26 protein-coding genes, 1 tRNA gene and 2 pseudogenes are annotated in these 25,861 nt (G+C 67.5%); 18 read left to right on the forward strand and 11 right to left on the reverse strand.

The genetic code is table 11. The features are described from left to right. Window positions 1–114: 114 nt before the first annotated feature. Window positions 115–1,173 (forward strand): hypothetical protein, encoded by a 1,059-nt coding sequence (locus AC3AQ1_RS02915; RefSeq protein ID WP_159096354.1) that lies wholly within the window; start codon window positions 115–117, stop codon window positions 1,171–1,173. Window positions 1,174–1,185: 12 nt separating this feature from the next. On the opposite strand, the gene AC3AQ1_RS02920 is transcribed toward AC3AQ1_RS02915, so the two are convergent. Together AC3AQ1_RS02920 and AC3AQ1_RS02925 are read right to left on the reverse strand one after the other, a co-directional pair. Then, window positions 1,186–1,422, reverse strand: a complete 237-nt coding sequence (locus AC3AQ1_RS02920) for a hypothetical protein (protein WP_108717755.1) — start codon at window positions 1,420–1,422, stop codon at window positions 1,186–1,188. A 12-nt stretch (window positions 1,423–1,434) separates the two neighbouring features. Continuing rightward, window positions 1,435–1,620, reverse strand: coding sequence for a hypothetical protein (locus tag AC3AQ1_RS02925; RefSeq protein ID WP_108719932.1), 186 nt, complete (start codon window positions 1,618–1,620; stop codon window positions 1,435–1,437). Between the two features lie 223 nt (window positions 1,621–1,843). Between AC3AQ1_RS02925 and AC3AQ1_RS02930 the strand changes: the two genes are divergently transcribed. Continuing rightward, window positions 1,844–3,166 (forward strand): ISL3 family transposase, encoded by a 1,323-nt coding sequence (locus tag AC3AQ1_RS02930; RefSeq protein WP_108717756.1) that lies wholly within the window; start codon window positions 1,844–1,846, stop codon window positions 3,164–3,166. Between the two features lie 613 nt (window positions 3,167–3,779). Here the strand turns inward: AC3AQ1_RS02930 and AC3AQ1_RS02935 are convergent. Then, complete coding sequence (locus AC3AQ1_RS02935) at window positions 3,780–4,850, reverse strand: flavin-containing monooxygenase (protein ID WP_108717757.1); 1,071 nt, start codon at window positions 4,848–4,850, stop codon at window positions 3,780–3,782. Between the two features lie 54 nt (window positions 4,851–4,904). On the opposite strand from AC3AQ1_RS02935, the gene AC3AQ1_RS02940 reads away from it, so the two are divergent. Beyond that, a complete protein-coding gene (locus AC3AQ1_RS02940) occupies window positions 4,905–5,222 on the forward strand; it encodes an ArsR/SmtB family transcription factor (RefSeq protein WP_108717758.1) in 318 nt (105 codons plus the stop codon). Here the strand turns inward: AC3AQ1_RS02940 and AC3AQ1_RS02945 are convergent. The 6 genes from AC3AQ1_RS02945 to AC3AQ1_RS02970 all read right to left on the reverse strand — a co-directional run bounded on the left by AC3AQ1_RS02945 (window position 5,219) and on the right by AC3AQ1_RS02970 (window position 9,557). Then, entirely contained in the window at window positions 5,219–5,623 is a 405-nt protein-coding gene (locus tag AC3AQ1_RS02945; RefSeq protein ID WP_108717759.1) for an arsenate reductase ArsC, read from the reverse strand. The genes AC3AQ1_RS02940 and AC3AQ1_RS02945 overlap by 4 nt on opposite strands. Before the next feature lie 16 nt (window positions 5,624–5,639). After that, the gene (locus AC3AQ1_RS02950) at window positions 5,640–6,632 is read right to left on the reverse strand and encodes a metalloregulator ArsR/SmtB family transcription factor (protein ID WP_108717760.1); all 993 of its coding nucleotides are present in this window, start codon (window positions 6,630–6,632) and stop codon (window positions 5,640–5,642) included. Beyond that, complete coding sequence (arsB, locus tag AC3AQ1_RS02955; RefSeq protein WP_180359787.1) at window positions 6,629–7,744, reverse strand: ACR3 family arsenite efflux transporter; 1,116 nt, start codon at window positions 7,742–7,744, stop codon at window positions 6,629–6,631. Before arsB ends, AC3AQ1_RS02950 begins: the two co-directional genes overlap by 4 nt. After that, window positions 7,741–8,064 carry a thioredoxin gene (gene trxA / locus AC3AQ1_RS02960; protein WP_108717761.1) on the reverse strand — a complete coding sequence of 108 codons (324 nt, stop codon included), beginning with the start codon at window positions 8,062–8,064 and terminating at the stop codon, window positions 7,741–7,743. Before trxA ends, arsB begins: the two co-directional genes overlap by 4 nt. Beyond that, a complete protein-coding gene (gene trxB / locus AC3AQ1_RS02965; protein ID WP_108717762.1) occupies window positions 8,061–9,038 on the reverse strand; it encodes a thioredoxin-disulfide reductase in 978 nt (325 codons plus the stop codon). Before trxB ends, trxA begins: the two co-directional genes overlap by 4 nt. A gap of 144 nt (window positions 9,039–9,182) precedes the next feature. Next, complete coding sequence (locus AC3AQ1_RS02970; protein ID WP_073185969.1) at window positions 9,183–9,557, reverse strand: ArsR/SmtB family transcription factor; 375 nt, start codon at window positions 9,555–9,557, stop codon at window positions 9,183–9,185. An 89-nt stretch (window positions 9,558–9,646) separates the two neighbouring features. Here AC3AQ1_RS02970 and arsD point away from each other — a divergent pair, with 89 nt between their 5' ends. From arsD to AC3AQ1_RS03040, 14 genes and pseudogenes are all read left to right on the forward strand, one after another. After that, complete coding sequence (gene arsD / locus AC3AQ1_RS02975; protein ID WP_108717763.1) at window positions 9,647–10,093, forward strand: arsenite efflux transporter metallochaperone ArsD; 447 nt, start codon at window positions 9,647–9,649, stop codon at window positions 10,091–10,093. Window positions 10,094–10,105: 12 nt separating this feature from the next. Next, window positions 10,106–12,649, forward strand: coding sequence for an arsenical pump-driving ATPase (arsA, locus tag AC3AQ1_RS02980; RefSeq protein ID WP_159096355.1), 2,544 nt, complete (start codon window positions 10,106–10,108; stop codon window positions 12,647–12,649). A 19-nt stretch (window positions 12,650–12,668) separates the two neighbouring features. Next, entirely contained in the window at window positions 12,669–13,622 is a 954-nt protein-coding gene (locus tag AC3AQ1_RS02985; RefSeq protein WP_159096356.1) for a helix-turn-helix domain-containing protein, read from the forward strand. Window positions 13,623–13,825: 203 nt separating this feature from the next. Next, window positions 13,826–14,926: an ArdC-like ssDNA-binding domain-containing protein gene (locus AC3AQ1_RS02990; RefSeq protein WP_108717765.1), complete on the forward strand. Its 1,101-nt coding sequence runs from the start codon at window positions 13,826–13,828 to the stop codon at window positions 14,924–14,926. A 17-nt stretch (window positions 14,927–14,943) separates the two neighbouring features. Then, entirely contained in the window at window positions 14,944–15,849 is a 906-nt protein-coding gene (locus AC3AQ1_RS02995; protein ID WP_234417700.1) for a bifunctional DNA primase/polymerase, read from the forward strand. A gap of 35 nt (window positions 15,850–15,884) precedes the next feature. Then, window positions 15,885–16,565 (forward strand): DUF2637 domain-containing protein, encoded by a 681-nt coding sequence (locus tag AC3AQ1_RS03000; protein ID WP_108717766.1) that lies wholly within the window; start codon window positions 15,885–15,887, stop codon window positions 16,563–16,565. Further along, entirely contained in the window at window positions 16,562–16,945 is a 384-nt protein-coding gene (locus AC3AQ1_RS03005; RefSeq protein WP_108717767.1) for a hypothetical protein, read from the forward strand. The genes AC3AQ1_RS03000 and AC3AQ1_RS03005 overlap by 4 nt, the downstream gene beginning before the upstream one ends. 94 nt (window positions 16,946–17,039) lie before the next feature. Continuing rightward, window positions 17,040–17,885: a hypothetical protein gene (locus AC3AQ1_RS03010; RefSeq protein ID WP_108719935.1), complete on the forward strand. Its 846-nt coding sequence runs from the start codon at window positions 17,040–17,042 to the stop codon at window positions 17,883–17,885. A 48-nt stretch (window positions 17,886–17,933) separates the two neighbouring features. After that, a complete protein-coding gene (locus tag AC3AQ1_RS03015) occupies window positions 17,934–18,908 on the forward strand; it encodes a ParB N-terminal domain-containing protein (protein WP_370445322.1) in 975 nt (324 codons plus the stop codon). A gap of 42 nt (window positions 18,909–18,950) precedes the next feature. Then, window positions 18,951–19,619 carry a hypothetical protein gene (locus AC3AQ1_RS03020; protein WP_108717768.1) on the forward strand — a complete coding sequence of 223 codons (669 nt, stop codon included), beginning with the start codon at window positions 18,951–18,953 and terminating at the stop codon, window positions 19,617–19,619. 12 nt (window positions 19,620–19,631) lie between these two features. Then, window positions 19,632–20,194: pseudogene (locus AC3AQ1_RS03025) on the forward strand (M23 family metallopeptidase); the annotation flags it as partial. 173 nt (window positions 20,195–20,367) lie between these two features. After that, window positions 20,368–20,727 (forward strand): Cd(II)/Pb(II)-sensing metalloregulatory transcriptional regulator CmtR, encoded by a 360-nt coding sequence (gene cmtR / locus AC3AQ1_RS03030; protein WP_108717769.1) that lies wholly within the window; start codon window positions 20,368–20,370, stop codon window positions 20,725–20,727. Then, window positions 20,724–22,628, forward strand: coding sequence for a heavy metal translocating P-type ATPase (locus tag AC3AQ1_RS03035; RefSeq protein ID WP_234417705.1), 1,905 nt, complete (start codon window positions 20,724–20,726; stop codon window positions 22,626–22,628). The genes cmtR and AC3AQ1_RS03035 overlap by 4 nt, the downstream gene beginning before the upstream one ends. 115 nt (window positions 22,629–22,743) lie before the next feature. Continuing rightward, window positions 22,744–23,253: a hypothetical protein gene (locus AC3AQ1_RS03040; RefSeq protein ID WP_199916518.1), complete on the forward strand. Its 510-nt coding sequence runs from the start codon at window positions 22,744–22,746 to the stop codon at window positions 23,251–23,253. Here AC3AQ1_RS03040 and AC3AQ1_RS03045 read toward each other — a convergent pair. Continuing rightward, window positions 23,211–24,475, reverse strand: a protein-coding gene (locus AC3AQ1_RS03045; protein WP_108717362.1) for an IS3 family transposase whose coding sequence is annotated in 2 segments (ribosomal slippage) — window positions 23,211–24,124 and window positions 24,124–24,475 — 1,266 coding nt in all. Because the reading frame shifts where the segments join, the coding sequence is not laid out codon by codon here. The genes AC3AQ1_RS03040 and AC3AQ1_RS03045 overlap by 43 nt on opposite strands. 33 nt (window positions 24,476–24,508) lie before the next feature. Here AC3AQ1_RS03045 and AC3AQ1_RS03050 point away from each other — a divergent pair. After that, window positions 24,509–24,937: pseudogene (locus AC3AQ1_RS03050) on the forward strand (recombinase family protein); the annotation flags it as partial. A gap of 799 nt (window positions 24,938–25,736) precedes the next feature. Here the strand turns inward: AC3AQ1_RS03050 and AC3AQ1_RS03055 are convergent. Beyond that, window positions 25,737–25,809 (reverse strand) — tRNA-Ala (locus tag AC3AQ1_RS03055). Window positions 25,810–25,861: the final 52 nt, after the last annotated feature.

Here is a 25,861-nt window from a genome sequence, read left to right on the forward strand (position 1 = left end):
CCGTCTCCAACCCACTACCGGCGTGAAATCACGAGGCTAGCCAAGGTCACCGGTGTAGACGAGCGCACAGCAGAATTGCTGCTTTACCCGGAAACGACTACTCCACCTGTCGTGGTGCCCGTCCAGATCGAGGACGTCACAGCCAACCCATTCGACGACCTTCGGCTGCTCATGACCGAGGGAGACGTCGTCGCCGCGCGAGTCCGCACGGTTGGCCCCGCCTGGTCGCTCGTCCTCAGAGATGTCGATGACGACGAACCAATCACTCCAGCGCCATCCCTGCTGCCCGGGGGGCCGCCTTGGCTCGTTGAGGACATCGATGAGCCCGCCTCCGCTGAAGAGTCCGCACCGCTGCCTCCCCCAACACCGTCGACCCCTGCCGGTGATCACGCGGCCGGACTCGCTGAATCGACCGCCGTCCCAGCATCGCCCGTCCGGCAACCGGCTCCCGTACCGGGGCCGCGTCCGATCCCGAGACCGGCACCCGCAAACGCGCCCGCGTCAAGCTCGCAGCCGACAGCGTCGACGAAAGCGCTGCTGCTCCAGATCGACGGGCAAAAGGCGGAGATCAATCGACTTAGGCGAGAGGAGGCTGCTCTCAGGGGACAGCTCAACGCAAGTTCAGACGAACGTGAGCAGCTGCGCTTCCTGTACGAGCAGGCCGAACGACGGGCGAAACGCGCCGAGAACGAACTGAAGTCCGCGCGTGCGCGATTGCGTAAGGCGGGCAGCGCGAAAGTGGTCCCATCCGCAGAGGAAGCGCCCCGCTTCGCTGACCGAGAGCAGGGGTTCAAGTATCTCGTCCTCACGCAGTGGGCGTCGCGCACTATCCCCACCGAGCAGACGGCCAGACCGCTACCCGACTACGTGCTTGGGCCCAACTTCCTCGACTCGCTGGACGCACTCGAAGGCGTGAAGCCACAGAAGGTCGCCGACGTGGTCTTTGAGATCGTCACTGGACGAGCACCCGAGATTGAGGGCCGCAAGGTCCACCGTCTTCGGACCGGCTCAGGCGGCAGCGACCCGTATCGGGTGCGTGGCGACGGGGCCGTCGCATGGCGAGCCAGCCTTCAAGTCAACTCGGCTTCGGCGCGTCGCATCCACTACTGGATACTTCCTGACGGCGGCTACGAGATCGACAGCGTTGCGATCCACGACGACATAGGCGTGTGACGACCAAAGAGGTCAGTCCATCCCTGCTGCACGTCGAAGCTCGTCTCCAGAGAACCCGAAGGTGTAGTCCTCGTCCATGCCGTTCGACATCCAGATGTCTGCGGCATCCCAGACGCTCAACGACTCCCCGCCGCTCTCATTGTCGTCGTCATGGTCTTCGCCTATCATGCACCGACAGTCCTCTGCGTAGAACGACCCTGGTTCTCCCGGGATCGCGACGTACTTCTGGTGCTTCGGCCCAGTGGGCATGATCGGCCTCCTTCAGCCCCGCGGAGACCTACGGGACAGTCGCTCTTCGACGCCCTTGTATGGTCCGGGGCTCGCCGTGGACGAGACATGGTTGCCGTCACCGTCGTACTTGTCGTACCGATCCGTGCGGTCGTTGTACTGCTGGTAGCGATCGCTGACCTGGCCGCGCCGCCAGCCCTGCCCGGTGTTCTTTGCCACGATCATCCCCTCGCGCTCGTCTCGGGATGAAGCCTAGCTAGCGTGGGGAATCATCGCCCAGTCCGGGCGGACTCGCCCTCGGCAACCTTCCACGCAACCCTTTACGGGCTCTTCGGACATCCGGTGGGGAGTGCGGGTCGGGGTTTCATCGGGGCGGGGTAGGGGTCGAGGTCCTCGATGATCGGTAGCGACCAAGCAACCGTTCGTCTCGAGGACCTCGACGTTGACCAACGCTACGGCGTGCGTGCGCGCGCCTTCCACAGCTGACCCCTGCCCGCGCTGTGATCTCCTCCTGGGGCTGGAGGGTGTGGTCCATGTCGAGGGCGTCGAGCGCACCGACGGCCACATGCGCGTGGAGGTCTCCACGCCGTCGCAGCTGATGGGCTGCCCGGACTGCGGGGTGGTCGCGCCGAGCCGGGGCCGGCGGGTCCGGCAGCTGCACGACGTCCCCCACGGGAGCACACGTGTCGTGCTGGTCTGGCGGCAGCGGGTCTGGCGCTGCCCCGATCCCGCGTGTGCGCGGGGGACGTTCACCGAGCAGGTCCCCGACCTGGTCCGGGCGCGGGGGTCGGTCACGACCCGGGCCGTTGCCTGGGCGATGGAGCAGCTGCGGCGTGAGCACGCCACGATCAGCGGCCTGGCACGCCAGCTCGGGATCGCGTGGAAGACGATGTGGCGCGGGATCAAGCCCGTCCTGGAACACCTGGACGGTCAGGAGCAGCGGTTCGAGGGCGTGAAGAGCCTTGGGGTCGATGAGCACATCTGGCACCACGGCGACCCCAGGAGGAAGGGCCCGAAGGAGCTGACCGGGATGGTCGACCTCACCCGCGACGAGCAGGGACGGGTGCACGCCCGACTGCTGGACCTGGTCCCGGGCCGGTCAAAGAAGGCCTGCACCGACTGGCTCACCGCCCGCGGAGACGCCTTCCGCAAGAACATCGCCGTGGCGGCACTGGATCCGTTCGGGGGCTACAAGGCCGCGATCGATGAGGAGCTCGCCGACGCCGTCGCGGTCCTGGACGCCTTTCACGTCGTGAAGCTCGGCACCCAGGTCGTGGACGAGGTCCGCCGCCGCGTTCAGCAGGCCACCCTGGGCCACCGCGGCCGCAAGGGTGACCCCCTCTACGGCATCCAGACCATCCTGCGGGCCGGGGCGGAGAACCTCACCGACAAACAGCTGGACCGCCTCGCCACCGCGGTCGAGGCCGACCCCGCCCACGAAGAGGTGTACGTCGCCTGGCGCTGCGCCCAGGACCTGCGCGCCACCTACCGCGACAAGGACGCGACCAAGGGCCGTCGCCGGGCGGAGAAGATCCTGGACTCCTTCCACACCTGCCCCATCCCCGAGGTCGCCCGCCTCGGGCGGACCCTCAGGCGCTGGCGCGAGGCGTTCCTGGCCTATTTCACCACCGGCCGCGCGAACAACGGACCCACCGAGGCAGTGAACGGCATCATCGAGCTCCACCGCCGCCTCGCTCGCGGCTACCGCAACCGCACCAACTACCGCCTACGCATGCTCCTCGCCGCCGGCGGACTCACCCCCTGATCCCCACCAGATGTCCGAAGAGCCACATAACCACCAGGTCGGCATAACGGCGCTTATGTGGAATTTCGCATAAGCGCCGTACTGGGCGATCTGGCCGACCTCGGGCTGGATGCGCGATGGATCGGCCTACCGGCATCCCTTGTCGGCGCTCCTCACCCCAGGCTCCGCATCTTCATCCTCGCCTGGCGCTCTGTTCCGGACGCCGCTCGCGACCGACTCGACCCGAGGCGGCGAATCACTGGACCAAGTACGGGCGAGGCGCGGAACAATCGCCCTATCACACCAGATCATCGACCTGGCACTCAACGGACCAACTGGCTCTCAGAACAAGAACGACGAAGCGGAGACGCTGTGGAACCTGATCGAGGACATCTTCACCGTTGGGGACGCTACACCCACGCCATCGCCCGATGGGAACACGTCACCGGACGGCCAGCCCCAGCACCCGCGCTCCTGAGCGACGACACCGGGCCGCGACCGTCACCGGCGTTCGTTGAGTGGCTGATGGGCTTGCCTGATGGTTGGGTCAGCAACGCCGTCCATGGGCTTACTCCGAACCAGCAGATCACCGCCCTCGGCAACGGTGTTCTTCCGCTTCAAGCGAGTCTGGCCGTCAGGTCGATGCTGCGTGGTCATTGTGTGGGCGCGGCATGAGGCGGCTGACAACGGCCTGGGCATCGCGACCAACTCCGCGCAGAGTCGCTGAGGCAAAGGAACGCTGGTGTTCGAGGCCGACGAATCCGAGTCCGGGCATCGTCGTAGAGATGCCTGCTCGGTGCCGGGGTAGACCCGTGGAGTCGAGCACTGGGGTGCTTGCGAGAAACGAAACGCTCGGTCGATACCCGGTGGCGAAGAGCAGCACATCGGCCTCGCGGCGCCGCCCGTCCACACCTACGAGTCGTCCGTCTTGGATGCGAACGGGCATCGGGTTCCATCCGACCGCTGCGCGTCGAAGGGCTGCGCGGTAGCGACCGTCGTCCAGTACCGGCGTCGTCACCGGAAAGAGTGAGTCGAGAACTCCTGCTCGGTCGAGGCCTGTACGGACAAGCCACCAATGGAGGTCTTTGCCCAGGATGCGCTGTCGTTGCCATCGGATCGGGTGACGTGAGTACATGTTCACCCGAGCCACTGTCCCAAGTTCGGCAGCGATCTGTACTGCGGAGTTGCCAGCACCGAATATCGCGATCCGAGCCCCCGCGAACTCCCCGGGGCTGCGGTACTGCGCCACGTGCAGAACGCGCCCGCCGAAAGCGTCGATGCCGGGGATCGGTGGGGTGTAAGGAGCGTCGAAGCTTCCTGACGCAACAATGACGCGGTGCGCTCGCACTTCGAACCCGTCGCCCCGCGCCGCGAGTCCGTTCGCTGTCTGGGTCAGCGACGTGACTCGTCGTTGGTATCGGATGTCCGCGTCCAACCGAGATGCATAGCGGGTGAGGTAGTCCACGACCTCATCGCGATGCGGATACCGATCCAGGTCGCCTGGGAACCGGAGGCCGGGCAGCTGCGAGAACCGGGCGGGCGAGAACAGCGTCAGCGAGTCGTAGTACCGAGGCCATGATCCGGCAGGCGAGGTGGAGGCGTCGAGGATCATCGACGCAGTTCCCGCTCTGCCGAGGTGGTGAGCGGCGGCTAGGCCGGCCTGCCCGCCGCCGATCACCAATGTGTCTGTCGTGGTCGTGTCCATGCTCGCATCATATCGTTGTTTCCCGAAATGACGATATGAGACTAGGATGAGGTCATGAGTGGTTCGTTGTTCCTGGCGGAGACGCAGGCGTTCCTGAAGGCGCTGGCCAGCGAGACGCGACAGCAGATCATGCAGGAGTTCGCCACCAGCGCGGCACTGACGGTCGGTGAGATCGCTGAGAGGTGTGGGATCGGGCAGTCCACCGCCTCGGAGCAGTTGACGATCCTGAGGCAGGGGGGTCTGGTGACCTCAACGCGGGCGGGCAAGCAGGTGCGGTATCGGGCGGACCCGAGCCGGATCAGTGACCAGCTGGAGGTGCTGGGCGACTTCCTTGCACGCTGCTGCCCGCCAACGGGAGCGGACGATCCCTAGCCGGCGAGAGAGGCGATCAGTCCCTCAATACGGGCGCGGATGTCGTCGCGGATCGGCCGGACCGCGTCGATGCCCTGCCCGGCGGGGTCGTCGAGCTTCCAGTCCTCGTAGCGCTTGCCCGGGTAGTAGGGGCAGGCGTCGCCGCACCCCATCGTGATCACCACATCCGAGGCCTGGACAGCCTCGGGCGTGAGCACCTTGGGCTGCTCTGCGGTGATGTCGATGCCCTCTTCACGCATGGCTTCGACGGCGATGGGGTTGATCTGGTCGGCGGGCATGGAGCCGGCGGAGCGGACCTCGATGCGGTCGCCGGCGAGGTGGCGGAGGTAGCCGGCTGCCATCTGGGAACGGCCGGCGTTGTGGATGCAGACGAACAGCACGGACGGCTTGGTGTCGGTCATGGTCGAGTCTCTTTCGTTAGTGGGTGGTGAGGGAGTCGAGCAGGGTGCGGACGCGGGCGGAGATGTCGTCGCGGATGGCTTCGACGCCTTCGATGGAGGCGAGGGCTGGGTCTCCGACCGCCCAGTCCTCGTAGCGGACGCCGGGGATGATCGGGCACACGTCGCCGCAGCCCATGGTGATGACGACATCGGCGGCGCGGACCGCGTCGTCGGTAAGCGGCTTGGGGAACCGCGCGGTGGCGGCGTCCTCGCCCTCGATCTGGGTGAGTAGCGAGCGCACGTGCGGGTGGACGTCTGGTGCCGGTCGTGACCCGGCGGAGCGGGCGACGACCTTGCCGTCGGCCATCTGGTTGACCAGCGCGGCCGCGAGCTGGGAGCGGCCGGCGTTCTGTACGCACACGAACAGCACCTGCGGCACACCCGTCTCGCGGTCGCGGGTGAGGTCGGTGAGGCGCTGGCGGGCGAAGCGCTCGGTGAGCGGCACCAGGTGTCGGGCGATCTTCGCGGACCGGAGGAGGCCGGCGTAGGACTCCCGCACCATGGTCACCACCAGGTCACGACTCAGCGTGTCGTATTCGTCGGCCAGTTCTTCGGCGAGGCGATCGATGACGTGCGCGTCGACCTCGCGCGGCGACTCGGGCCGGTCCTCGGCGGGGCTGGCGGTGACGGTGGACGCGAAGCCGTCCAGGAGGGCCGTGACGGCCGCGTGTCGGGTGGCGACGATGCGGTAGTACACCCAGGTGCCACGCCGTTGGGAGCTGAGCAGGCCGGTGTCCTTCAGGACCTTCAGGTGGTGGGAGACGGTGGGTTGGGAGACGTCGGCGAGTTCGGCGAGGTCGCAGACGCAGGACTCGCCGCGCGGGTCGGTGGCGATGGCCGAGAGCATCCGGAGCCGGAGCGGATCGGCCAGCGCCTTCAGCGCGTTGGCCACGGTGGTGGCCGCATCGAGGCCGATTGCGTGGGCCTCGGCAGGTGCGCACGTCTCGACCGTTGTGGGTGTTTCGGTCATGGTGTCCTCCTCAGGTCGGCCGTAGCGGTGTCCGGAGCGTAGGGGTCGGTGTGGAACCAGGCGCGTGCGGCCCACAGCGAGACGTAGACGAGGCCGACGAGCACGGGAACTTCGATAAGCGGGCCGACGACCCCTGCGAGAACCTGTCCAGATGCCGCGCCGAAGGTGCCGATCGCGACCGCGATGGCGAGTTCGAAGTTGTTGCCCGCCGCCGTGAACGCCAGTGTGGTGGAGCGGGCATAGCCCAGTCCGAGACCCTCGCCGAGCAAGAGCCCGACGAACCACATCAGCGCGAAGTAGACCAGTAGCGGCAGGGCGATCCGGGCGACATCGAACGGACTGGATGTGATCGCTTCGCCTTGGAGTGCGAAGAGCAGCACGATGGTGAACAGCAACCCATAGAGCGCCCACGGCCCGACCCTGGGGAGGAATCGGTTCTCGTACCAGTCGCGTCCCCGGCGCTTCTCGCCGATCCACCGCGAGGCGAACCCTGCGATGAGCGGGACGCCAAGGAAGACCAGGACGTTCAGCGCGATCTGCCCCACTGACACTTCCAGACCTTGGGTATCGAGGCCGAGCCAGCCGGGCAGTACGGTGAGGTAGAACCAGCCGAGCAGCGAGAACGCGACGACCTGGAAGATGGAGTTGATCGCAACCAGCACGGCGGTGGCCTCTCGGTCGCCGCAGGCCAGGTCGTTCCAGATCACGACCATCGCGATGCAGCGGGCCAGTCCCACGATGATGAGCCCCGTTCGGTACTCCGGCAGATCAGGCAGGAACAGCCAGGCGAGGGCGAACATGACTGCCGGGCCGAGGATCCAGTTCAGCACCAGGGATGAGACGAGGAGGCGCTTGTCGCCCGTGACGGCCGCGATCTTGTCGTAGCGGACCTTTGCGAGCACGGGGTACATCATCACGAGCAGCCCCAGCCCGATCGGTACCGAGATGCCTCCCACCTCCAGGCGAGCGAGCACATCGGAGACGGCGGGGACGAGACGACCGAGTAGGAGGCCTGCGATCATCGCCAGTCCGATCCACAGCGGCAGCCAACGGTCGAGGGCGGACAGGCGCTTCGGAGTGGCGCGTGTGGACGCCGTTGCGGTCGCGGTCATGCCAGGAGTCCGTCGATCTTCGCGGCGATGGACGGCTTTGGGTGCGCGCCGATCAGCATGTCGACCCGCTCGCCGTCGCGGTAGAAGGAAAGAGTGGGGATCGAGGTGACACCAGCTGTGGTCACGGTCTCGGGATTGGCGTCCGCGTCGATCTTGACGATCTTGACCCGGCCCGCGTACTCGGCGGCCAAGTGCTCCAGGATCGGAGCGATGGCCTTGCATGGGCCACACCACGCAGCCCAGATATCAACTACGACCGGAAGCTCTGATTCGAGCACTTCGCTGACAAACGTGGCGTCGGTGACGGGGGTGATACTCATGCGGAAACCTCCAGAGTGGGACTCTCGATCTGGGTGGGCAGATCGAGAGTCGACAGATAGTGCTGCGCGTCCAAGGCAGAGGCGCAGCCGGTGCCAGCGGCCGTGATCGCCTGCCGGTAGTTGTGATCCACCAGGTCACCGGCGGCGAACACGCCGGCCACGTTGGTGCGTGTCGTTGGATGGGCCACGATGACGTACCCCTCGGCGTCGGTGGACACCTGGTCGGCGACAAGCTCGGAGCGCGGGTCGTGCCCGATTGCGACGAAAGTGCCCGCCACATCCAGCACTCTTTCGGTGCCTGTGACCGTGTCGCGCAGGCGCAGACCGGTGACGTTCGCCTCGCCGAGGATCGCGGCCACCTCGCTGTTCCATACGACATCGATCTTGGGGTCGGCCAATGCCCGCTCGGCCATGATCCGGGACGCCCGGAACTCGCCGCGCCGGTGGACGAGCGTGACCTTGGCAGCGAAGCGCGTCAAGAACAGTGCTTCTTCCATTGCGGAATCGCCACCGCCGATGACCGCGATTTCCCGGTCACGGAAGAAGAAGCCGTCGCAGGTCGCGCACCATGACAGGCCATGTCCCGAGAGTCGCGCTTCCTCAGGGAGACCGAGCTTGCGATATGCGGACCCCATCGCCAGAATCACGGCGCGCGCCTGGAAGGTTCCGCTGCTGCTGGTCTCGATGACCTTCGTGGATTCGGTGAGTGCAAGACAGGTCGCGTCGTCATAGATGATGCGGGCGCCGAAGCGCTCTGCCTGGGCGCGCATCGCTTCCATCAGCTCGGGGCCTTGGATGCCGTCGGTGAATCCGGGGAAGTTTTCGACCTCCGTGGTCGTCATCAGCGCTCCGCCGGCCGTCACCGATCCAGCCAGGACGACCGGCGCGAGGCCTGCTCGCGCGGCGTAGATAGCTGCGGTGTATCCGGCTGGGCCGGACCCGACGATCACTAGTTCCACATCTTGCATCGACATGTATCTATATTGAAGGAGATCGAAGCAAGATGCAACCCGGGAGCGGCGGCGGGTGCTGTTCGGACGCCACGGGCAGGCTGGCCCCCGCGGCGTCGCGGCTTTCGAGGCGGAGTCGGTCGGGAGGGTTGTCGTGGGCCTGGTGGGTCAGCAGGTGATCGACGGGTCCGCCGAGCAGTTGTCCGGGTCCGGCAGTCCGGCGAGGAACGCTCGCACGGTCGCCAGGCCCTGCGGCGTGGCGTGGTAGTGCGCCCACTTGTGGCGCATCTCCCGGCTGATGAGCCCGGCCTTGACCAGCCGGGCCAGATGGTAGGAGAGGGTTGGCTGGCTGATGCCAAGACTGTCGGGCATGTGACAGGCGCACACGCTGGAGCAGCAGTTCGCCGAGATGTGATGCAGCAGCTTGACCCGGACCGGATCGGAGAGTGCCTTGAAGGTGGCGGCGACCCGCTCGGCCTCCTCGTCGGCGAGCGCCGACGCGCCCTGTGGGGCGCAGTCGATGATCGGGAGGTGCTGAACCATGCGCGCCAGCTTACCACCTCAGATTGACAGACGTCGATATGAGCCCTAGTCTTCATATTGACGAACATCAATCCGAGAGAGGCGTCCTCATGATCCAGGTCTTCGAAGGCCCGTTGTGCTGCAACACCGGGGTGTGTGGCCCCGACCCCGACCAGGCGCTGGTCGACTTCACCGCCGACCTCGACTGGCTTACCCGGCAAGGTGTGTCGGTGCGCCGGGCGAACCTGGCCCAGGACCCCGCCGCGTTCGCTGACAGCGCCGTCGCGCGGGCGTTCGTGCAGAAGGTCGGCGCGTCCGGGCTGCCGCTGATCGTGGCTGACGACGTGACGGTTGCCACCGGACGCTACCCCTCCCGCGCCGAGCTGGCCCGGATCGCCGGCGTCGAGGCGCCCGCCGAGAACACGGCGACCGGGTGCTGCGGTAGCGCCACGCCCACCCCGGCAGCGTCGGTGTGCTGTGGCGACGAGGCCCCGGTGTCGTCGGGATGCTGCGGTTCGGACCAGTCGGTGACCATCCAGTCCGGTTCTCAGGCGTAGGGCTGATCGGAGATGATCGAGCTGCTGCACAACCTGCCGAGGTTCCTGTTCCTGACCGGGAAGGGCGGTGTCGGGAAGACGAGCATCGCCTGCGCCGCCGCGGTCGACCTCGCCCGCCGGGGCAACAGGGTCCTGCTGGTCTCCACCGACCCGGCCTCGAATGTCGGCCAGGTCTTCGACCAGCGGGTCGGGTACGCGATCACCCCGATTGTCGGCGTTGCCGGGCTCGACGCGCTGGAGATCGACCCCGAGGCCGCCGCCGAGGAGTACCGCCAACGCGCACTCGCCCCGATCCGGGACTTCCTCTCGGTCAAGGACCTCGCCGACGTCACCGAGCAGCTCTCCGGGTCCTGTACCACCGAGATCGCCTCGTTCAACGAGTTCACCGCCTTCCTGGCCGGCAACGACATCGCGCGAGGCTACGACCACATCGTCTTCGACACCGCCCCGACCGGCCACACCGTCCGGCTGCTCAAGCTCCCCGGCGAATGGACCTCCTTCCTCGAAGACGGGCTCGGCGATGCGTCCTGCCTCGGTCCGATGGCCGGCCTCGACAAGACCCGCACCACCTACGCCGACGCGCTCACCGCCCTGGCCGACCCGTCCGTGACGAGACTGGGCCTGGTCGCCCGCCCACAGACCTCATCGCTGGCCGAGGCGTCCCGCACCGCCGACGAACTCGCCGAAGCCGGCGTCCACGCCACCCACCTGGTCATCAACGGCATCCTCCCCAGCGAACCCATCTCCGATGTCCTGGCCGACGCGATCCGCGCCGAGGAGACTGCCGCCATCGCCGCCATGCCCGTCAACCTCGCCGGGCTGACGATCGACCGGCTCCCGCTGCGCTCCCGCGACGTGATGGGCCTCGACGCCCTCACCACGCTGCTCTCCGAGGCCCCGGACCACACCCCGGCGTTAGCCGCACCGCGCGCCAACGCCCCCGCCGGCTCGTCGGACTCTCTGGCCGCGACGATCGCGCAGCTGGCGGCCAAGGATCACGGCTTGGTGATGGTCGTGGGGAAAGGCGGCGTCGGGAAGACGACGATGGCTGCGGCGATCGCCGTCGGTTTGTCCGACCGCGGCAAGGACGTGCTGCTGACCACCACCGACCCGGCCGCGCATCTCGCCTGGACGGTCGGCGAAGCGGCGCCCTTCGAGGTCTCCAGTATCGATCCCGTCCAGGCCGTGGCCGACTATAGGCGCCACGTCATGGACACCAAGGGCGCGGGCCTGGACGCCGACGGTCGGGCCAACCTCGCCGAGGACCTGCGCTCGCCCTGCACCGAAGAGGTGGCCGTCTTCCAGGCCTTCGCCGCCGCCGTCGAGCAATCCGCCCACCGGTTCGTGGTCATGGACACCGCCCCCACCGGGCACACCCTGCTCCTCATGGACGCCACCGGCTCCTACCACCGCGAGGTCGTCCGCAACCTGCCCGAGCAGGCAGGGCTCACGCCACTGGCCCGACTCCAGGACCCCGACAACACCAGCGTCATCGTCGTCACGCTGCCCGAGACCACCCCCGTCCTCGAAGCCACCGGCCTGGCCGCCGACCTCACCCGAGCCAACATCACCACCTGGGGATGGATCGTCAACCGCTCCCTCACCCCGACCGACACCACCAGCCCCCTGCTGGCCGAACGGATCAACGCCGAACAAACACCTCTGCGAGAGGCCCAGGCGCAGACCGGCCGGGTCGCCGTCGTGCCCTACAGCGACACCCCTCCCGTGGGTGTGAACCAACTTCGCCAGCTCTCCACCGCCTCGGACCGGGACGCCGGTCACGCTGTCCGTGAGCAGGTACGCCTCCGCTACGCGCAAGCCGCAACGGCAGTCCGCGCCGGCGCTCACAACACCGACCTGCTGGCGGACAGTACCTGCTGCTCACCCGCTTCTTGCTGCGGCAATCCCAGCGCTGACATCGGTGGCTTCGGGGCCGGGCTCTACGACGCGACGGAGGCTGCCGAGTTGCCGCTGGAGGCGATCGAGGCGAGTCTGGGATGTGGCAACCCAACCACGGTCGCAGCGCTGTGCGAGGGCGAGCGCGTCCTAGACCTCGGTTCCGGGGGCGGAATCGATGTCCTGCTCTCCGCACGCCGTGTCGGCCAGTCCGGATTCGCCTACGGCGTTGACATGACCGACGAGATACTCGACCTGGCACGCACCAACGCCGCGAACGCCGGAGCGACCAACGTCGAGTTCCTCAAAGGCACTATTGAGGATGTACCCCTACCCGACGGCGCAGTCGACGTCGTGATCTCCAACTGCGTCATCAACCTGTCCACAGACAAGCCGGCCGCCCTGGCGGAGATGTTCCGTGTGCTCGCTCCCGGCGGAAGAATCGGCATCTCCGATGTCGTCGCCGAAGACCATCTCACCCCGGCCGAACGAGCCGAGCGCGGTTCATACGTGGGGTGCATCGCCGGCGCGCTCTCCAAGAGTGAATACCTTCAGGGCCTCGCCGCAGCCGGATTCACCGACCCTACCGTCGAGTTCACCCACCAAGTCGCCGATGACATGCACTCAGCGATCATCCGCGCGACGAAGCTGGTGCGTTAGCTTCCGGAACCTTCGAAGAGTGAGCTCGCTGGGGATGAGCCATGGGGCCAGCAGCGGTGAGATCGACAGCGCAGCGAGCGGCGTGGTTCGGTGGCCGGTGCGCGTCGAGACCGGCCACTACGCGCACCCTGTAGCGCCGGAGGTATATGACTGTGTGAAGTTCCTGCTAGCCCGCGAGGGCTCAGGGACTATCACCGGTGACTGGGGCGAGCGTCGGTTCCGCATGGGCGATCTGATGCTGGTGGGCTCAGGCTTTGCTATCGGTGGAGCGCCGGACGGGACGGCAACGACCTCGACAATCTTTGCCGACAAAGACTACGTAATGGATCAGGTGTACTGGCGCTACGCCGATGTGTTGCAGGACCGGACGGCAGCCGAGACCGTGATGCAACGCGCGTTCGGAACGGGCGCAATCATGATCCGTCTGAACGGCCCGCTGGCAGCCACCTTCGCCGCGAGAATCGATGAGATCGAGCGGGCGCAGACAATGAGAGAGTTCCATCGGATGCAGGCCGCCTTTGCCGAGGTCTTGCACCTGCTCGGGCAGTTGTTGCCGTGGAGCCCGGCGCCGTCGCTACGAACCCTGACACACGGGATCGCAGCGATGGTGGCCCGTCGCACCGCCACGCGGCCCGTGCGCAGCGAGGTGCTACAGGTCCGCAACGCCATCCAGTGTGATCTAGCCCACCGTTGGCTCGTCGCGGAGATGGCCACGACGGCACATCTATCGGTGCGGCAACTACAGCGAGTGTTCGCCGAGTCGCTGGGCGTGTCCCCGATCACCTTCCTGGGCCTGTTGCGCACCAAGGAGATGGCCCGAATGCTTCGTGACACCGAGATGACAGTCGGCGAAATGAGCAGAGCCGTAGGTTGGCGGAGCCGGAGCCACGCTCGGTCAGTGTTCGCGATGTCAACGGGAATGACACCCGAAGGGTACCGGCAGATGGTGCGTGGTCGGGATCACGACGCGTAGCGTCGGTATCGCGCCAATGTGACGCCCGCCGTCTCGCCGCCTGGTCCACGCGTCGGATAGGCAGGGATGACGCCAGGTTCCCTGCCGCCACGACTCTCGGCACCCCTTCTCTGTGTTGCTGACCGTCCCCTCCGGGTTGCCTTGGCGCACCTTCCGGACACCGCCTCCATCCCGGAGGCAGCGCCGGCTGAAGGACGCAAATCATGGTGACCAACGACGAGGGGCGTGCCGCCCGCGAAGCAAAACTCGAATACCTCCACGACACACTCGCTACCACCGTGGAGGCGCTGGTTTCCGCCGAAGACTGGGTGCGGGCGTTGGAGTTCGCGGCCCGGTTCCGGTCGCGCTCGTTCAACAACACGCTGCTGATCTGGGTCCAGCACGAGGCAGCGTTCGAGGCCGGCAAGGTGCCGAACCCGGTGCCGTCTCATGTGGCCGGGTACCGGCAGTGGCAGCAGCTCGGCCGTCAGGTGCAGAAGGGCCAGCAGGGCTACATGATCTTTGCCCCGGTGACCGGCCGGTTCGCCTCATCCAACCCGGCTGATCCGTCGTCGTGGCACAGGTTGGGGCCACGGGAGAAGCACAAGGTCAACGAGGTCGTGCGCACCCGAATGGTAGGCGCCCGGCCCGCCTACGTGTGGGACGTGACGCAGACCGAGGGTGATCCGATCCCCGAGACTCCCGCGCCGAAGCTGCTGGACGGCGAAGCACCGGCCGGGCTGTGGGACGGCCTGGCGGCCCAGGTTGAGGCGCTGGGGTTCGAGGTCGTGCGGGTGCCGGATGCCGGGCAGATCGGCGGCGCAGACGGCCTGACGGACTACACGACGCGGCAGGTGTCGGTGCGAACCGACGTGACCGAGGTGAACCAGGTGGCCACGCTGGTGCATGAGCTGGCACATGTGCTGATGCACGACACGACCGATGAGGAAGCCCGGCAGCACCGCGGCATCCGGGAAGTGGAGGCCGAATCGGTCGCGTTGATGATCGGTGCCGCGCACGGCCTGGACACCAGCGGTTACACGATCCCGTATGTGGCGGGGTGGGCGTCCTCGGTCAAGGACACCGAACCGGCGGAGGTCATCAAGGCCACCGGGGAGCGGGTGCGCAAGACCGCGTTGGGCATCCTCGACCAGCTCGACACCTTCCAGGTCGCCAACGGCGCTCCACCCGGCCTCAGCCGGGAGCTGTCTGATCGGGTGGCACCTGGGACGGATGCGGGACGCGAGCGGCCCACGGTGCCGAGCGTGCCGGTGGTCGAGCCCGAGATCGAGCCCGTGACCGTGTTTGCGGGTCGGGGGCTGTGATGTCTGGCCCGGGCCGCTTGACGGCGGCGATCAACGAGATGGGCCTGGCGACGCCGCTCTCGGTGGCTGCCGCCGGATTCGCGGGGGCCGGTGTTCCGGTGTTCCCGTGCGCGCCAGGCGGCAAGCATCCGATCACCGAGCACGGGTTCCACGACGCAACCACGAATCTCGCTCAGGTGCGTCAGTGGTGGCGACGGTTCCCGCAGGCGAACATCGGCGTCCCGACCGGTCGGCCATCTGGGGTGGTCGTGGTGGATGTCGATGTTCATGGCGTCAACGGATTCGCGGCCTGCCGCCGAGCCAAGGAGGCGGGCCTTCTCTCGGGGTGGGAGGTGATCGTCCGGTCGCCCTCGGGCGGGCTGCACGCCTACTACCCGACTCACCAAAGTGCCGAGCAACGGTCGTGGCAGGCGGGCCTGGCCGGGATCGACTTCCGAGGTGACGGTGGCTACATCATCGCGCCACCTTCACGCCGGGCTGTCAACGGCGAGTTGACGCTGTACCAGATGACCGCTGTCAGCGAGGCGCCGGGCAAGGCGCTAGATGCGACGATGCTGCGGGACTTTCTCGATCCGCCCCGGCCCCCGCGCCCACGTTCCTATCGAGGCAACGGTGAGTTGGACGTGCGGCGGATCGCCGAGTGGGTGGCGCGTCGGCCGGAGAACGAACGTAATCATGGTTTGTTCTGGGGCGCGTGCAAGTTGGCCGAACGGGGGGTCGGGCAGGCGGAGGCGTTTGATGTGCTGACCCGCGCGGCGATGAGTGCTGGCCTCGGTGAGCGCGAAGCCGCACGGACGGTCCGGTCGGCCTACCGCACCGTCAACGATGGCCATGTCAGTTCGGGCATTGCGGCCGTCGATACGGAGGAGTTCGCGGTCTCGGTCGCAGACTCGCCGGCCGCGATAGTGCGGGGGCTGCCGTGACCAGACTTGTTGGAGCGGGTGGTAGCCGTTGGGCCGTGGTCTCGGCGGCGTCTGGAACTGTGCTGATCGCTGCCGGAGCGTTCTGGTTGTCGTTCACGGCGTTGGCTGATCTGGCGCGTCGCTCGGGCATCTCGTCCGGACAGGCATGGATATGGCCGCTGCTGGTGGACGGTCTGATCGTGGTGTCCACGGTCGCAGTCGTCGCGCTGGATGGTCGGCGGGCTGCGTGGTACCCGTGGGCGCTGCTGATCTGCGGAGCCTTGGTGTCGGTCGCTGCGAACGCGATTCACGCGATCGTGACAGCGGATGCCGATGTCCCCGCGCTACTCGCCGCGTCGGTCGCGGCCGTGCCTCCGGTCGTGCTGCTGGCCAGCACCCACCTGACAGTCGTGCTCATCCGCTCCACCAGAGCTGGCCCCGTGCCGGAACCAGACGCACCGGCTACTGCGCATCCGCTCGCTATCGCCGAGCTACTACCACTCAACACCGCAGGTGAGGCTGACGAGCAGGTTGCAGAGTCGAGCGTCGAGGAGTCTGCGCGTAGGGCCGTCTCGCCTGTGGAGCGGGTCTCGCAGCGGGCGGAGGCGGCACGGCTGCGGGGCGAGGGGTGGTCGAACAAGCGCATCCCCCAAGAGTTGACGGTGCATCCGTCCACCGTGGGGCGTTGGTTTGCCACCGACGCTTCTGAGATTCCCGAAGACAGGAGAGAACGATGACCATTGACCAGCACACCACGCCGGACCCCGAGCCTCCGGCCGCTCCACGCCGCGATCTGACCGCTGAGGGCGGAGCCTCCGCGCCGGAGGCGGTGCAGGCCGCCGATGTCGACCGTGGGAGCAGGGACACGAAGGAGTTGGAGGTTGAGCGGCCGGCGCGGGGGGTGGACTGGGTGCGCCCTTCCGACTTGCTTTCGCGGGCGAGTGGAGCGTTGGCGCGCAGCGGCATCGACTTCCAGACCGGACTCGCGCAGCGCGCCCGGTCGGGGATCGTCGCCGGGGCCAAGGCGTCGGCTTCGCGCGTGCGGCGGCTTGCCCCGTTGTCTGCCTTCGGGCGAGGCGAGCCCGCCGTTGAGCAGCGTGGCCTGGAAAGGACCTGATCGGGGGTGATCCATCATGCACACCATCACGTTCGTCATCGGTATCGCCCCAGTTTGGGAGGCGATGCGCACCTGCTTGCCAGGAGGTGCCGAGATGACCACACGCACGATGACCGCCGACGAGGGCGGCACAGAGGACTTCACCACGGGCGAGGGACTGCGCGCCTTGTTGCGACGGCTCCACGAAGCGGGGCCGGATGCGTGGCGCACTGATCCCGTCGCGGCACGTCTGATGGCCTTCGCTGCGGAGAAGTACGAGGCCCTGGCCAGGAAGCACGGCCTTGATCCGTGGGAGGCCGCGACCGCCGCGTTCGATGTGATGCGCACCCGTTCGGCGCGGGAGGCCGTCGATCCCTGGGGTGTGGTGACGCACGCCGTCCGGATTACCTGCATCTTTGAGGAACGCGCCCAGGGCCTGCTCTGCTCGGTGCACCAGGCCCGACGCCCGCACGTCTCGGTCTTCCATGACGCCGAGCGCCTTTCGGAGCGCGACAACCCGCTCGATGACTACCACTCCGCTTTCCACACCACCGACACGACGCCCGACGACGAACACAGTGCTGAAGGCCACACGTCGGCGGTCTCGGCCGTGGAGGACGCGATCGCGTTCATGACGCTGCTCGGCTGGCCTGCCGCTGCCGCGCGGGCCGGGGTCGAGCATGTCTGCCAAGCGCTTGCACGGGCGGGATCACGGCAGTCCGCGTTCGAGGTACTGCGCCGCGACCGGCACGCCCAAGCCCTGCTCGACCTCGACGGCGAGGCATGGTCAGCGCTGCTGAAGACTCTGCTGGGCAACCAAGCTCCTGGCATGTCCGCGACCACGGCAGGCCGGGGCATCTTGCTGCGCCTGCTGATCGGCGAAACGCTACCGGTCCTGTTGCATGATGACGACCTAGTGCTCACCGTCGCCCTCGCCGCTCCAGGGAGTGGACGATCATGAGCGGCGATGGGCGGATCGAGCTCAAACGATCGGTCGACTCCATCGTCATTGGCCACCGGCATCGCACCGACTTGGGCGACCTCGATGCGCTGGCGGCGTCCATCACCCCGCGACGGCCTGCTGCAACCCCCGACGATCACCCCTGACGGGGTGCTGGTGTGCGGGCGGCGCCGGCTGGCCGCGATCCAGCAACTCGGCTGGCGCACCGTCAACGTGTGGGTGCGGTCCGGTATCTCGGATCGGCTCGGGCACCTGTTGGCCGAGCAGGACGACAACGTGCTCCACAAGCCGCTGACCCCGCTGGAAGCCACCACGCTCTACCGGGAGCTGAAGGAGTTGCTTGCCGAGGACGCCGCCGCACGGCAGGCCGCCACCCGGTTCAGCAGCGGCTACCAGCCCGGAGCGACGGGCGAACCGGCCGACGGCAACGGTGGCGGAAAGTTTCCGGCACCGTCCACGCCGTCGGGCGAAACCCGTCAACAGGCAGCAGCGATGATCCCCGGTGCCGGCTCGTACAAGACGCTCGACAAGATCGAGTACGTCCAGCAGGCCGCGATGCGCGAAGACCTGCCCGCCGAGGCGCGCGCTGAGATCGCGCAAGGCCTGGCAGACATCGAGGCCGGTGGCCCCGTGCATCCGGTCTTCACCCGCGTCCGCGAACTCCTGGCCGACGCACCGGGTGCGGTGGACTTGGAGGCGATGGCGCAAGAAGCACTCGCCCGCGCCAAGCAGGCGGGCTCGAAGACGAAACGACGCACCCCTGCGGTGGCGGCAACCCCGGTGTGGACGACCCGCTCCTTCGTCGTGATCTGGAGCGAGTTGGACGGATGGTGGACTCACTACGACCCCGATACCCTCGCCGATGCCCTGGCTGCCGGTGAAGTGGAAATGTTCCTGATGATCGCGGACGGCACCAGCGAGTTCGCCGCCGCGCTCGACGCCGCCCGCGCCCGCCAACAGACGGCCGAAGACGGCGACGGCGCTGTGGAGCCGGTGCGACACCTGCGCGCGCTAGACTCCTAGCAGCGTCCACACAGGCTGGTCGGGCAGGCGCACCTGCTCGGCATGAGTCCGACAGATACCCTTTCCCGCCGGCGACTGATCGTGATCGCCGTCTCCGCCGCGCTGCTCGTGATCCTCACCGGGGTCGGCGTCTACGGCCTTCTCTCCGGCCCGCGCACCCAGGCACCGCCCGACGCGCCAGCGCCGTCATCGTCTGCCTCGCCAGGTGATCCTCACCAGGTTCCGGACACGCTGCCCACGATCCCAACGACCCGCGACCCGGAGCGGTTCGCCCGCAACGTCGCGGAGGCGCTGTTCGCGTGGGACACCGGGTCGGGCCTGATGCCGCTGGACTACACCTCCGTCGTGTTGGCGGTGGGCGATCCGAGCGGGCACGAGCAGGCCGGACTGGCCTCCGACATCTCGGGCTACCTGCCCTCGCGGGAAGCGTGGATAGAGCTGCGCAGGTGGGCCACGCTCCAGTACCTCGACGTCACCAGCCTGTTCGTCCCGGATGCCTGGGCTGACGCCGTGACGCAGGCCCGGCCAGGCCAGCTCCCAGACGGTGCGACCGCGATCACGGTCGAGGGCATTCGGCACCGTTCCGGCCTGTGGCAGGGCCAGCCCGTCACCAGTGAGCACGAGGTCGCCTTCACGGTGTTTCTCGCCTGCCCCACCGGATCGTCTTGTCATCTGCTGCGGCTCTCCCAGCTCGACAACCCTCTTCGATAGCCGGCGGGACCGATGATGAAGAAGACGGCCATCACCGCGGTGATCCTGATGCTGTTCGGGCCGACGATCCTGCTGCTGAGCGTTGCGGTACTGATGAACCCCGCCGCTGCCGCGTGCGCGACTGGGGCTGGTACCGGGATCATCGTCGGGAACATCCCCGACCAACTCCGAGTGACCACCGCGAACGGCGAGACCTTCACGCTCAATCGTCAGCAGCTCACCCACGCGGCCACCATCATCACCGTCGGCGGTGGAATCGAGGGGGTGGCCGTCCCGGCGTCAAGGTCGCGCTGATGGCAGCGCTCACCGAGTCAACGTTGCGGATGCTCACGAACACCGGCGCCTACCCCGAATCGGCGAACTACCCCAACGACGGCAACGGCGGCGACCACGACTCCCTCGGCCTCTTCCAGATGCGCCCGCAATCCGGCTGGGGCACCGTCGCAGAACTCATGGACTCCAACTACCAGGCCCGCGCGTTCTTTGGCGGCCCGGACGGTCCCAACTACCCGAGCCCGCGCGGGCTGCTCGACATTCCCGGTTGGCAGCAGATGGACCCCGGCGAAGCCGCCCAGGTTCCGGGCTTCTCGTTCGGAAAGCTCGGGAGCCTGACTACTCACCGCCGGTCTCGGGCTAGGTGGAGGTGGCGCACTCCCGGGATGGTTGTGGAACAGGCAAGCTGGGCGAGACCATGCCCTTGCCCTGGGCGTGCGCATCATTCATTCAGCTTTCGCTGTATAGTCACCACATGCTGACTATTGCTTCGAGGTTGGATGTGATGAACCGGCTGGGCCGGGCGATGGCCGATCCCACACGTTCTCGGATTCTGATGAGCCTGTTGGAGGGGCCGAGCTATCCGGCGGTGCTGTCGCGGAACCTGGGTCTGACGCGCTCAAACGTATCGAACCATCTGACTTGTCTGCGCGATTGCGGCATCGTAGTGGCCGAGCCGGAGGGCCGACAGACGCGGTATGTGATTGCCGACCCACACCTGGCGGCGGCGCTGAACGCGCTGGTCGAGGTGACGCTCGCCGTCGATGAGCAGGCGCCGTGCATCAACCCGGCCTGCCAGGTCGCGGGCTGCTGCGAACCGGGAGCGGGCGCGTGAGCGCAGTTACGGGGTCACAGGTCGAGGGCGTCGATCTGGACGACGACGATGACGACCATGACGGGCCGTGGTGGAAGGATCGGGAGATCCTGCTGCCGGCGTTCTCGGGCCTGGCGCTCCTCGCGGGCCTGATCTGTGAGTGGTCCGGGGCGGAGATTCCCGCCCTGGCGCTGTTCTGGGCAGGGCTCTTGGCGGGTGCCTCGACGTTCACGCCGGGCGCGATCCGCAAGGTGTTGAAGGGCAAGCTCGGGATCAGTCTGCTGATGACGATCAGCGCGATCGGTGCGGTGTTCCTCGGATATATCGAGGAGGCTGCCGCGCTGGCGTTCCTCTACTCGATCGCCGAAGCCTTGGAGGATAAGGCGATGGACCGCGCCCGCGGCGGCCTGCGGGCACTGCTGAAACTCGTCCCTGAGACCGCCACGATCCGACGCGGCGGGACTGCGGTCGAGGTCGCCGCGAAAGACCTGGCGGTCGGCCAGCTTCTGTTGGTGCGTCCGGGTGAGCGGATCGCGACGGACGGGGTCGTGCGCGCAGGACGCTCCAGCCTGGACACCTCAGCGATCACCGGCGAATCCATCCCGGTAGAGGTCGAACCCGGCGACACCGTGTCGGCTGGGGCGATCAGCACCGCCGGCGTACTGGAGGTCGAGGCGACCGCGGCGGGCACGGACAACTCGCTGACCACGATCGTGGAGCTGGTCGAGCAGGCGCAGGCCGAGAAGGGCGACCGCGCCCGCCTCGCGGACCAGATCGCTCGCCCGCTCGTGCCCGGCGTGCTGATCCTCGCCGCCCTGGTCGCACTGATCGGGTCGCTGCTCGGAGACCCAGAGCTGTGGATCACCCGCGCACTAGTCGTGCTGGTCGCCGCATCTCCCTGTGCGCTGGCGATCTCGGTGCCGCTCACCGTGGTCGCCGCGATCGGCTCCGCGAGCAAGTTCGGGGTGATCATCAAGTCCGGCGCGGCCTTCGAGCGCTTCGGCGTGATCCGCCACGTCGCCGTGGACAAGACCGGCACCCTGACCCGCAACCAGCCCACCGTCACCGCCGTGCTCACCACCGAGACTGCGTCCGAGGCCGAGGTGCTCGGCTGGGCGGCCGGGCTGGAACAGCACAGCACCCACCCGCTCGCCGCCGCGATCACCCAGAACGCTCCCTGCGCCCCTGCTGCCGTCGACGTGTCTGAGCAGGCCGGGCACGGCATGACTGGCGTCATCGACGCCGCGACGATCACCGTCGGCAGCCCCCGATGGCTTGACCCCGGAGCCCTCGCCAGTCAGGTAGCGGAACTGGAGCGGCAGGGAATGACCGTTGTGGTCATCCACCGCCGCGATCAGCCGGTCGGCGCGATCGGGGTACGCGACGAGCTGCGCCCGGAAGTACCCGAAGTGATCCGCACCCTCGCCGGTCAGGGAGTCGCGGTAACGATGCTCACCGGCGACAACACCCGCACTGCCCGAGCCCTCGCCGCCCAGGCCGGTATCGAGGATGTGCGCGCCGAGCTGCGGCCGGAAGACAAGGCCGACGCGATCAGCAAGCTGGCCGGAGCCGGGCTTGTGGCGATGATCGGGGACGGCATCAACGACGCCCCCGCACTCGCCGCCGCTGACATCGGCATCGCAATGGGCGCCACCGGATCGGACGCGGCAATCGAGTCCGCCGACGTCGCGTTCACCGGCCATGACCTGCGCCTCATCCCACGCGCGTTCGCCCATGCCCGCCGCGGCAGGCGCATCATCAACCAGAACATCATCCTGTCACTGCTGATCATCACAGGGCTGCTCCCGCTGGCACTGTTCGGCGTCCTCGGCCTCGCCGCCGTCGTGCTGGTCCACGAGATCGCCGAGGTCATCGTCATCCTCAACGGGCTCCGCGCCGCGCACACCCGCACCGCGACCTGAACGGGTTGCTCCCTCTCTACCGCTGGCAGAGCGGGAACATGAGGAACCCGCAATAGTAGAGACAGGCACCTGACAACAGGCTCGGTCCCGGGCGGTGTGGGCGCACCTGGCGGACATGAAGCAACCCCATCATGCTGCCGCTCCCGCCGTCCCGGTGTCGATGCCGCAGCTTGTCCTGGATGTGCGTGCCGACGGCACGATGACCGCTCTCCTCGACGGCCAGCCGGTCACACCGCCGGTTGGGGCAGGGCCATGGCGGCGGGCTGGGTTCGCACGGATCATCGACCACGCCACCCGCGAACGTCAGGTGCCGGTACGGGTCACGGTGCATGAGAGTGACGGGAGCACGTTCACCGACATCCTGCCCGCCACGCGCCGCTCCCGTCGGCAGCCACCGACCGCACAGCCGGAACCAACCACGATGGCGCGGAGGGCCGAGCCCGTGCCGATCGACGGTGGTCACGGCTTCCTCGCCGGCGAGGATGTGGCGATCGCGCTCGTTACCGGCCACACCGATGCCAGTCATCACGGCCAAGTACGCGCCCTCGGGCCCTACCCCCGGATGTTGGACACGGGGTGTGATTACGCGGCGGTCGGCAGCGTAGCGGCCCGGCGGGCCTCGTAGGTGGACGGGGACAGGTAGCCGCACCAGGTGTGACGGCGGCGGGTGTTGTAGCGCACGAGCCAGTGGAAGACCTGCCGGCGGCAGGTCGGCTCGTCACTCCAGCATGCGGCGTCCTGGAGGACCTCGCGCTTCATCGTGGCGTTGAACGACTCCGCCAAGGCGTTGTCGGCCGAGGACCCGACGGCACCCATCGACTGGGTGACACCGAGCTTGCGGCACAGCTTGGCGTAGTCCTTCGAGCAGTAGACCGACCCGTGGTCGCTGTGGAAGATCGCACCCTTGAGGCTGCCCCGGGTCGCGGCGGCAGCCTTGAGCGCGTCTTCGACGAGCTCGGTGCGCATGTGGTCGGCGATCGCCCACCCGGCGAGTCGTCGGCTGTAGCAGTCGATGACGCTCGCCAGGTACAGGTTCGTGCCATCGGCCAGCGGCAGGTAGGTGATGTCCCCGACGTAGCGCTCATTGGGGCGCTCGGCGGTGAAGTCGCGCCTGAGCAGGTCGGGGTACTTCTGTCCCGACGGCTCGGGGATCGTGGTCCGCACCCGGCGCTTCTTCACGTAGCCGCGGATGCCCTCAAGCCGCATCACTCGAGCGACGCGCTTGTGGTTGACCCGCTCACCGGCAGCCGTGTTGTCGTTGAGCTCGGCGGTGATCCGGGGCGCTCCGCAGGTGTTGTCCTCGGCGTGCACGGCCCTGATCCGCTCCGCCAGCTCGGCGTCCGCAGCTGCTCTGGCTTCTCGGGCCGGGGCTGCCTTGAGCCAGGCGTAGTAGGACGAGCGCTCGATCTCCACGAGCTCGCACAGTCGCTTCACCTCGAAGGTGGCGGAGTTGTCGGCGACGAACTGGAAGCGACTCACCAGCGCGTCTCCCCGGCGAAATACTTGGCCGCCCGCTGGAGGATCTCCCGCTCGGTGGTCAGCTTGGTGGTCTCGTTCTCGAGCTCGTCGACCCTCGCTTCGAGTCGGGCGATCTTCTGCTCCGGGGTCTCACCGGCCGGCGCCGACGAGCTCGCGGACGAGGGCTTCTTGGACTGCAGTGGGCTAGAGGTCAGTGTCCCGTCAGCGGCGGTCTTCTTGCCGGTCCCGTAGACCTCGAGCCAGTGCCGCAGCGTGCCGCGCACGATGCCGAGGTCCTCGGCGATGCCGCCGACCGTGGCGCCCGGGGTGGACTCGTACAAGTCGACGGCCTGACGACGGAACTCCTCCGAGTAGTTCTTCCTGGCCATGATTCTCGGATCATCTCGCTTCCCCAGCACCAGGTGCCGGATTCAGCGTGTCCAAGATCCGGGGTCAGGCCCCTGGCCTCCATCGCCGAGTTCTACTCCCTGAACCTCGCCCAAGAGGTCACCAAGGGTCTCGTCCAGAAGGCATCCCTCGGTGGTACCCCGAACAAGGCGCCCATCGGCTACCTCAACATCCGCACCATCGACGCCAAAGGCCACGAGATACGCGACATCGCACTCGACCCGGATCGGGCCGAACTGATCCGATTCGCATTCACCGCCTACGCCAGCGGGAACTGGTCACTCTCCACGCTCGCCCGCGAGCTGGAGACCCGGGGCCTGACCACCCGGCCCACACCGTCGTTCCCAGCAAAGCCCGTCACCACGAAGCTGCTGCACACCATCCTGACCAACCCCTACTACCAGGGCATCGTCACCTACCGCGAGGTCACCTACCCCGGCACCCACGAGCCGCTGGTCACCCCAGAGACATTCGATCGGGTCCGGACGATCCTGCGTCAGAACAACGTGGTCGGTGACAAGCCCCAGAAGTACGACCACTACCTGAAAGGGTCGATCTACTGCAGCTGCGGCAAGCGGCTCATGTACGAACGGCCCCGCAACCACCAGGGCATCGCCTACGACTACTTCACCTGCACCGGACGACGCCTCAAGCGCAACACCTGCCAGCGCAGCGCCATCCTCGTCTACCGCGTCGAGGACCACATCACCCACGCCTACCAGCAGCAAGGCGTCACCGCCGACGAGGCCACCCGAATCAAGAGCGTGCTCGGGCGCGTGTTCGACACTCTCGCTGCCGCGTCCGCCGACGAACGAGCCACCCTGAGCGCGCAGAAGGCCAAGCTCGAAGCCGAACAGGTCAAGCTGCTCCAAGCCCACTACGCCGACGCGATCCCCATCGACCTGCTCAAGACCGAGCAAGACCGCATCCGCGCCAGCCTCCACGCAATCAACAGCCGCCTCGACTCACTCGGCACCCTCTACACCAACGCGAAGATCGGACTCGACGCGATCCTCGACATCCTCACCGACCTAGGAGTCCTCTACGCCAAAGCCGAACCCGCCGAACGCCGGATGCTCAACCGGGCACTGTTCACCAAGATCACCATCGATGACGCCGAACACGTCACCCCCGAGCCCGTGCAGACCATCGCCACGATCCTGGCCACCGACACCAGCCCCAACAACGTTCGAACCCTGACCCACGATGAAGCGGGGCAGGGTTCGAACGTAACCGGTTATGTGGAGCATAGGGGATTCGAACCCCTGACCTCTTCCATGCCATGGAAGCGCGCTACCAACTGCGCCAATGCCCCGTGCCTCCGGCCTTGCGACCCTCGGACTGGTGTGCCCCGCAGGGCTCGTCCA

The organism is Miniimonas sp. S16 (genome assembly GCF_057748195.1).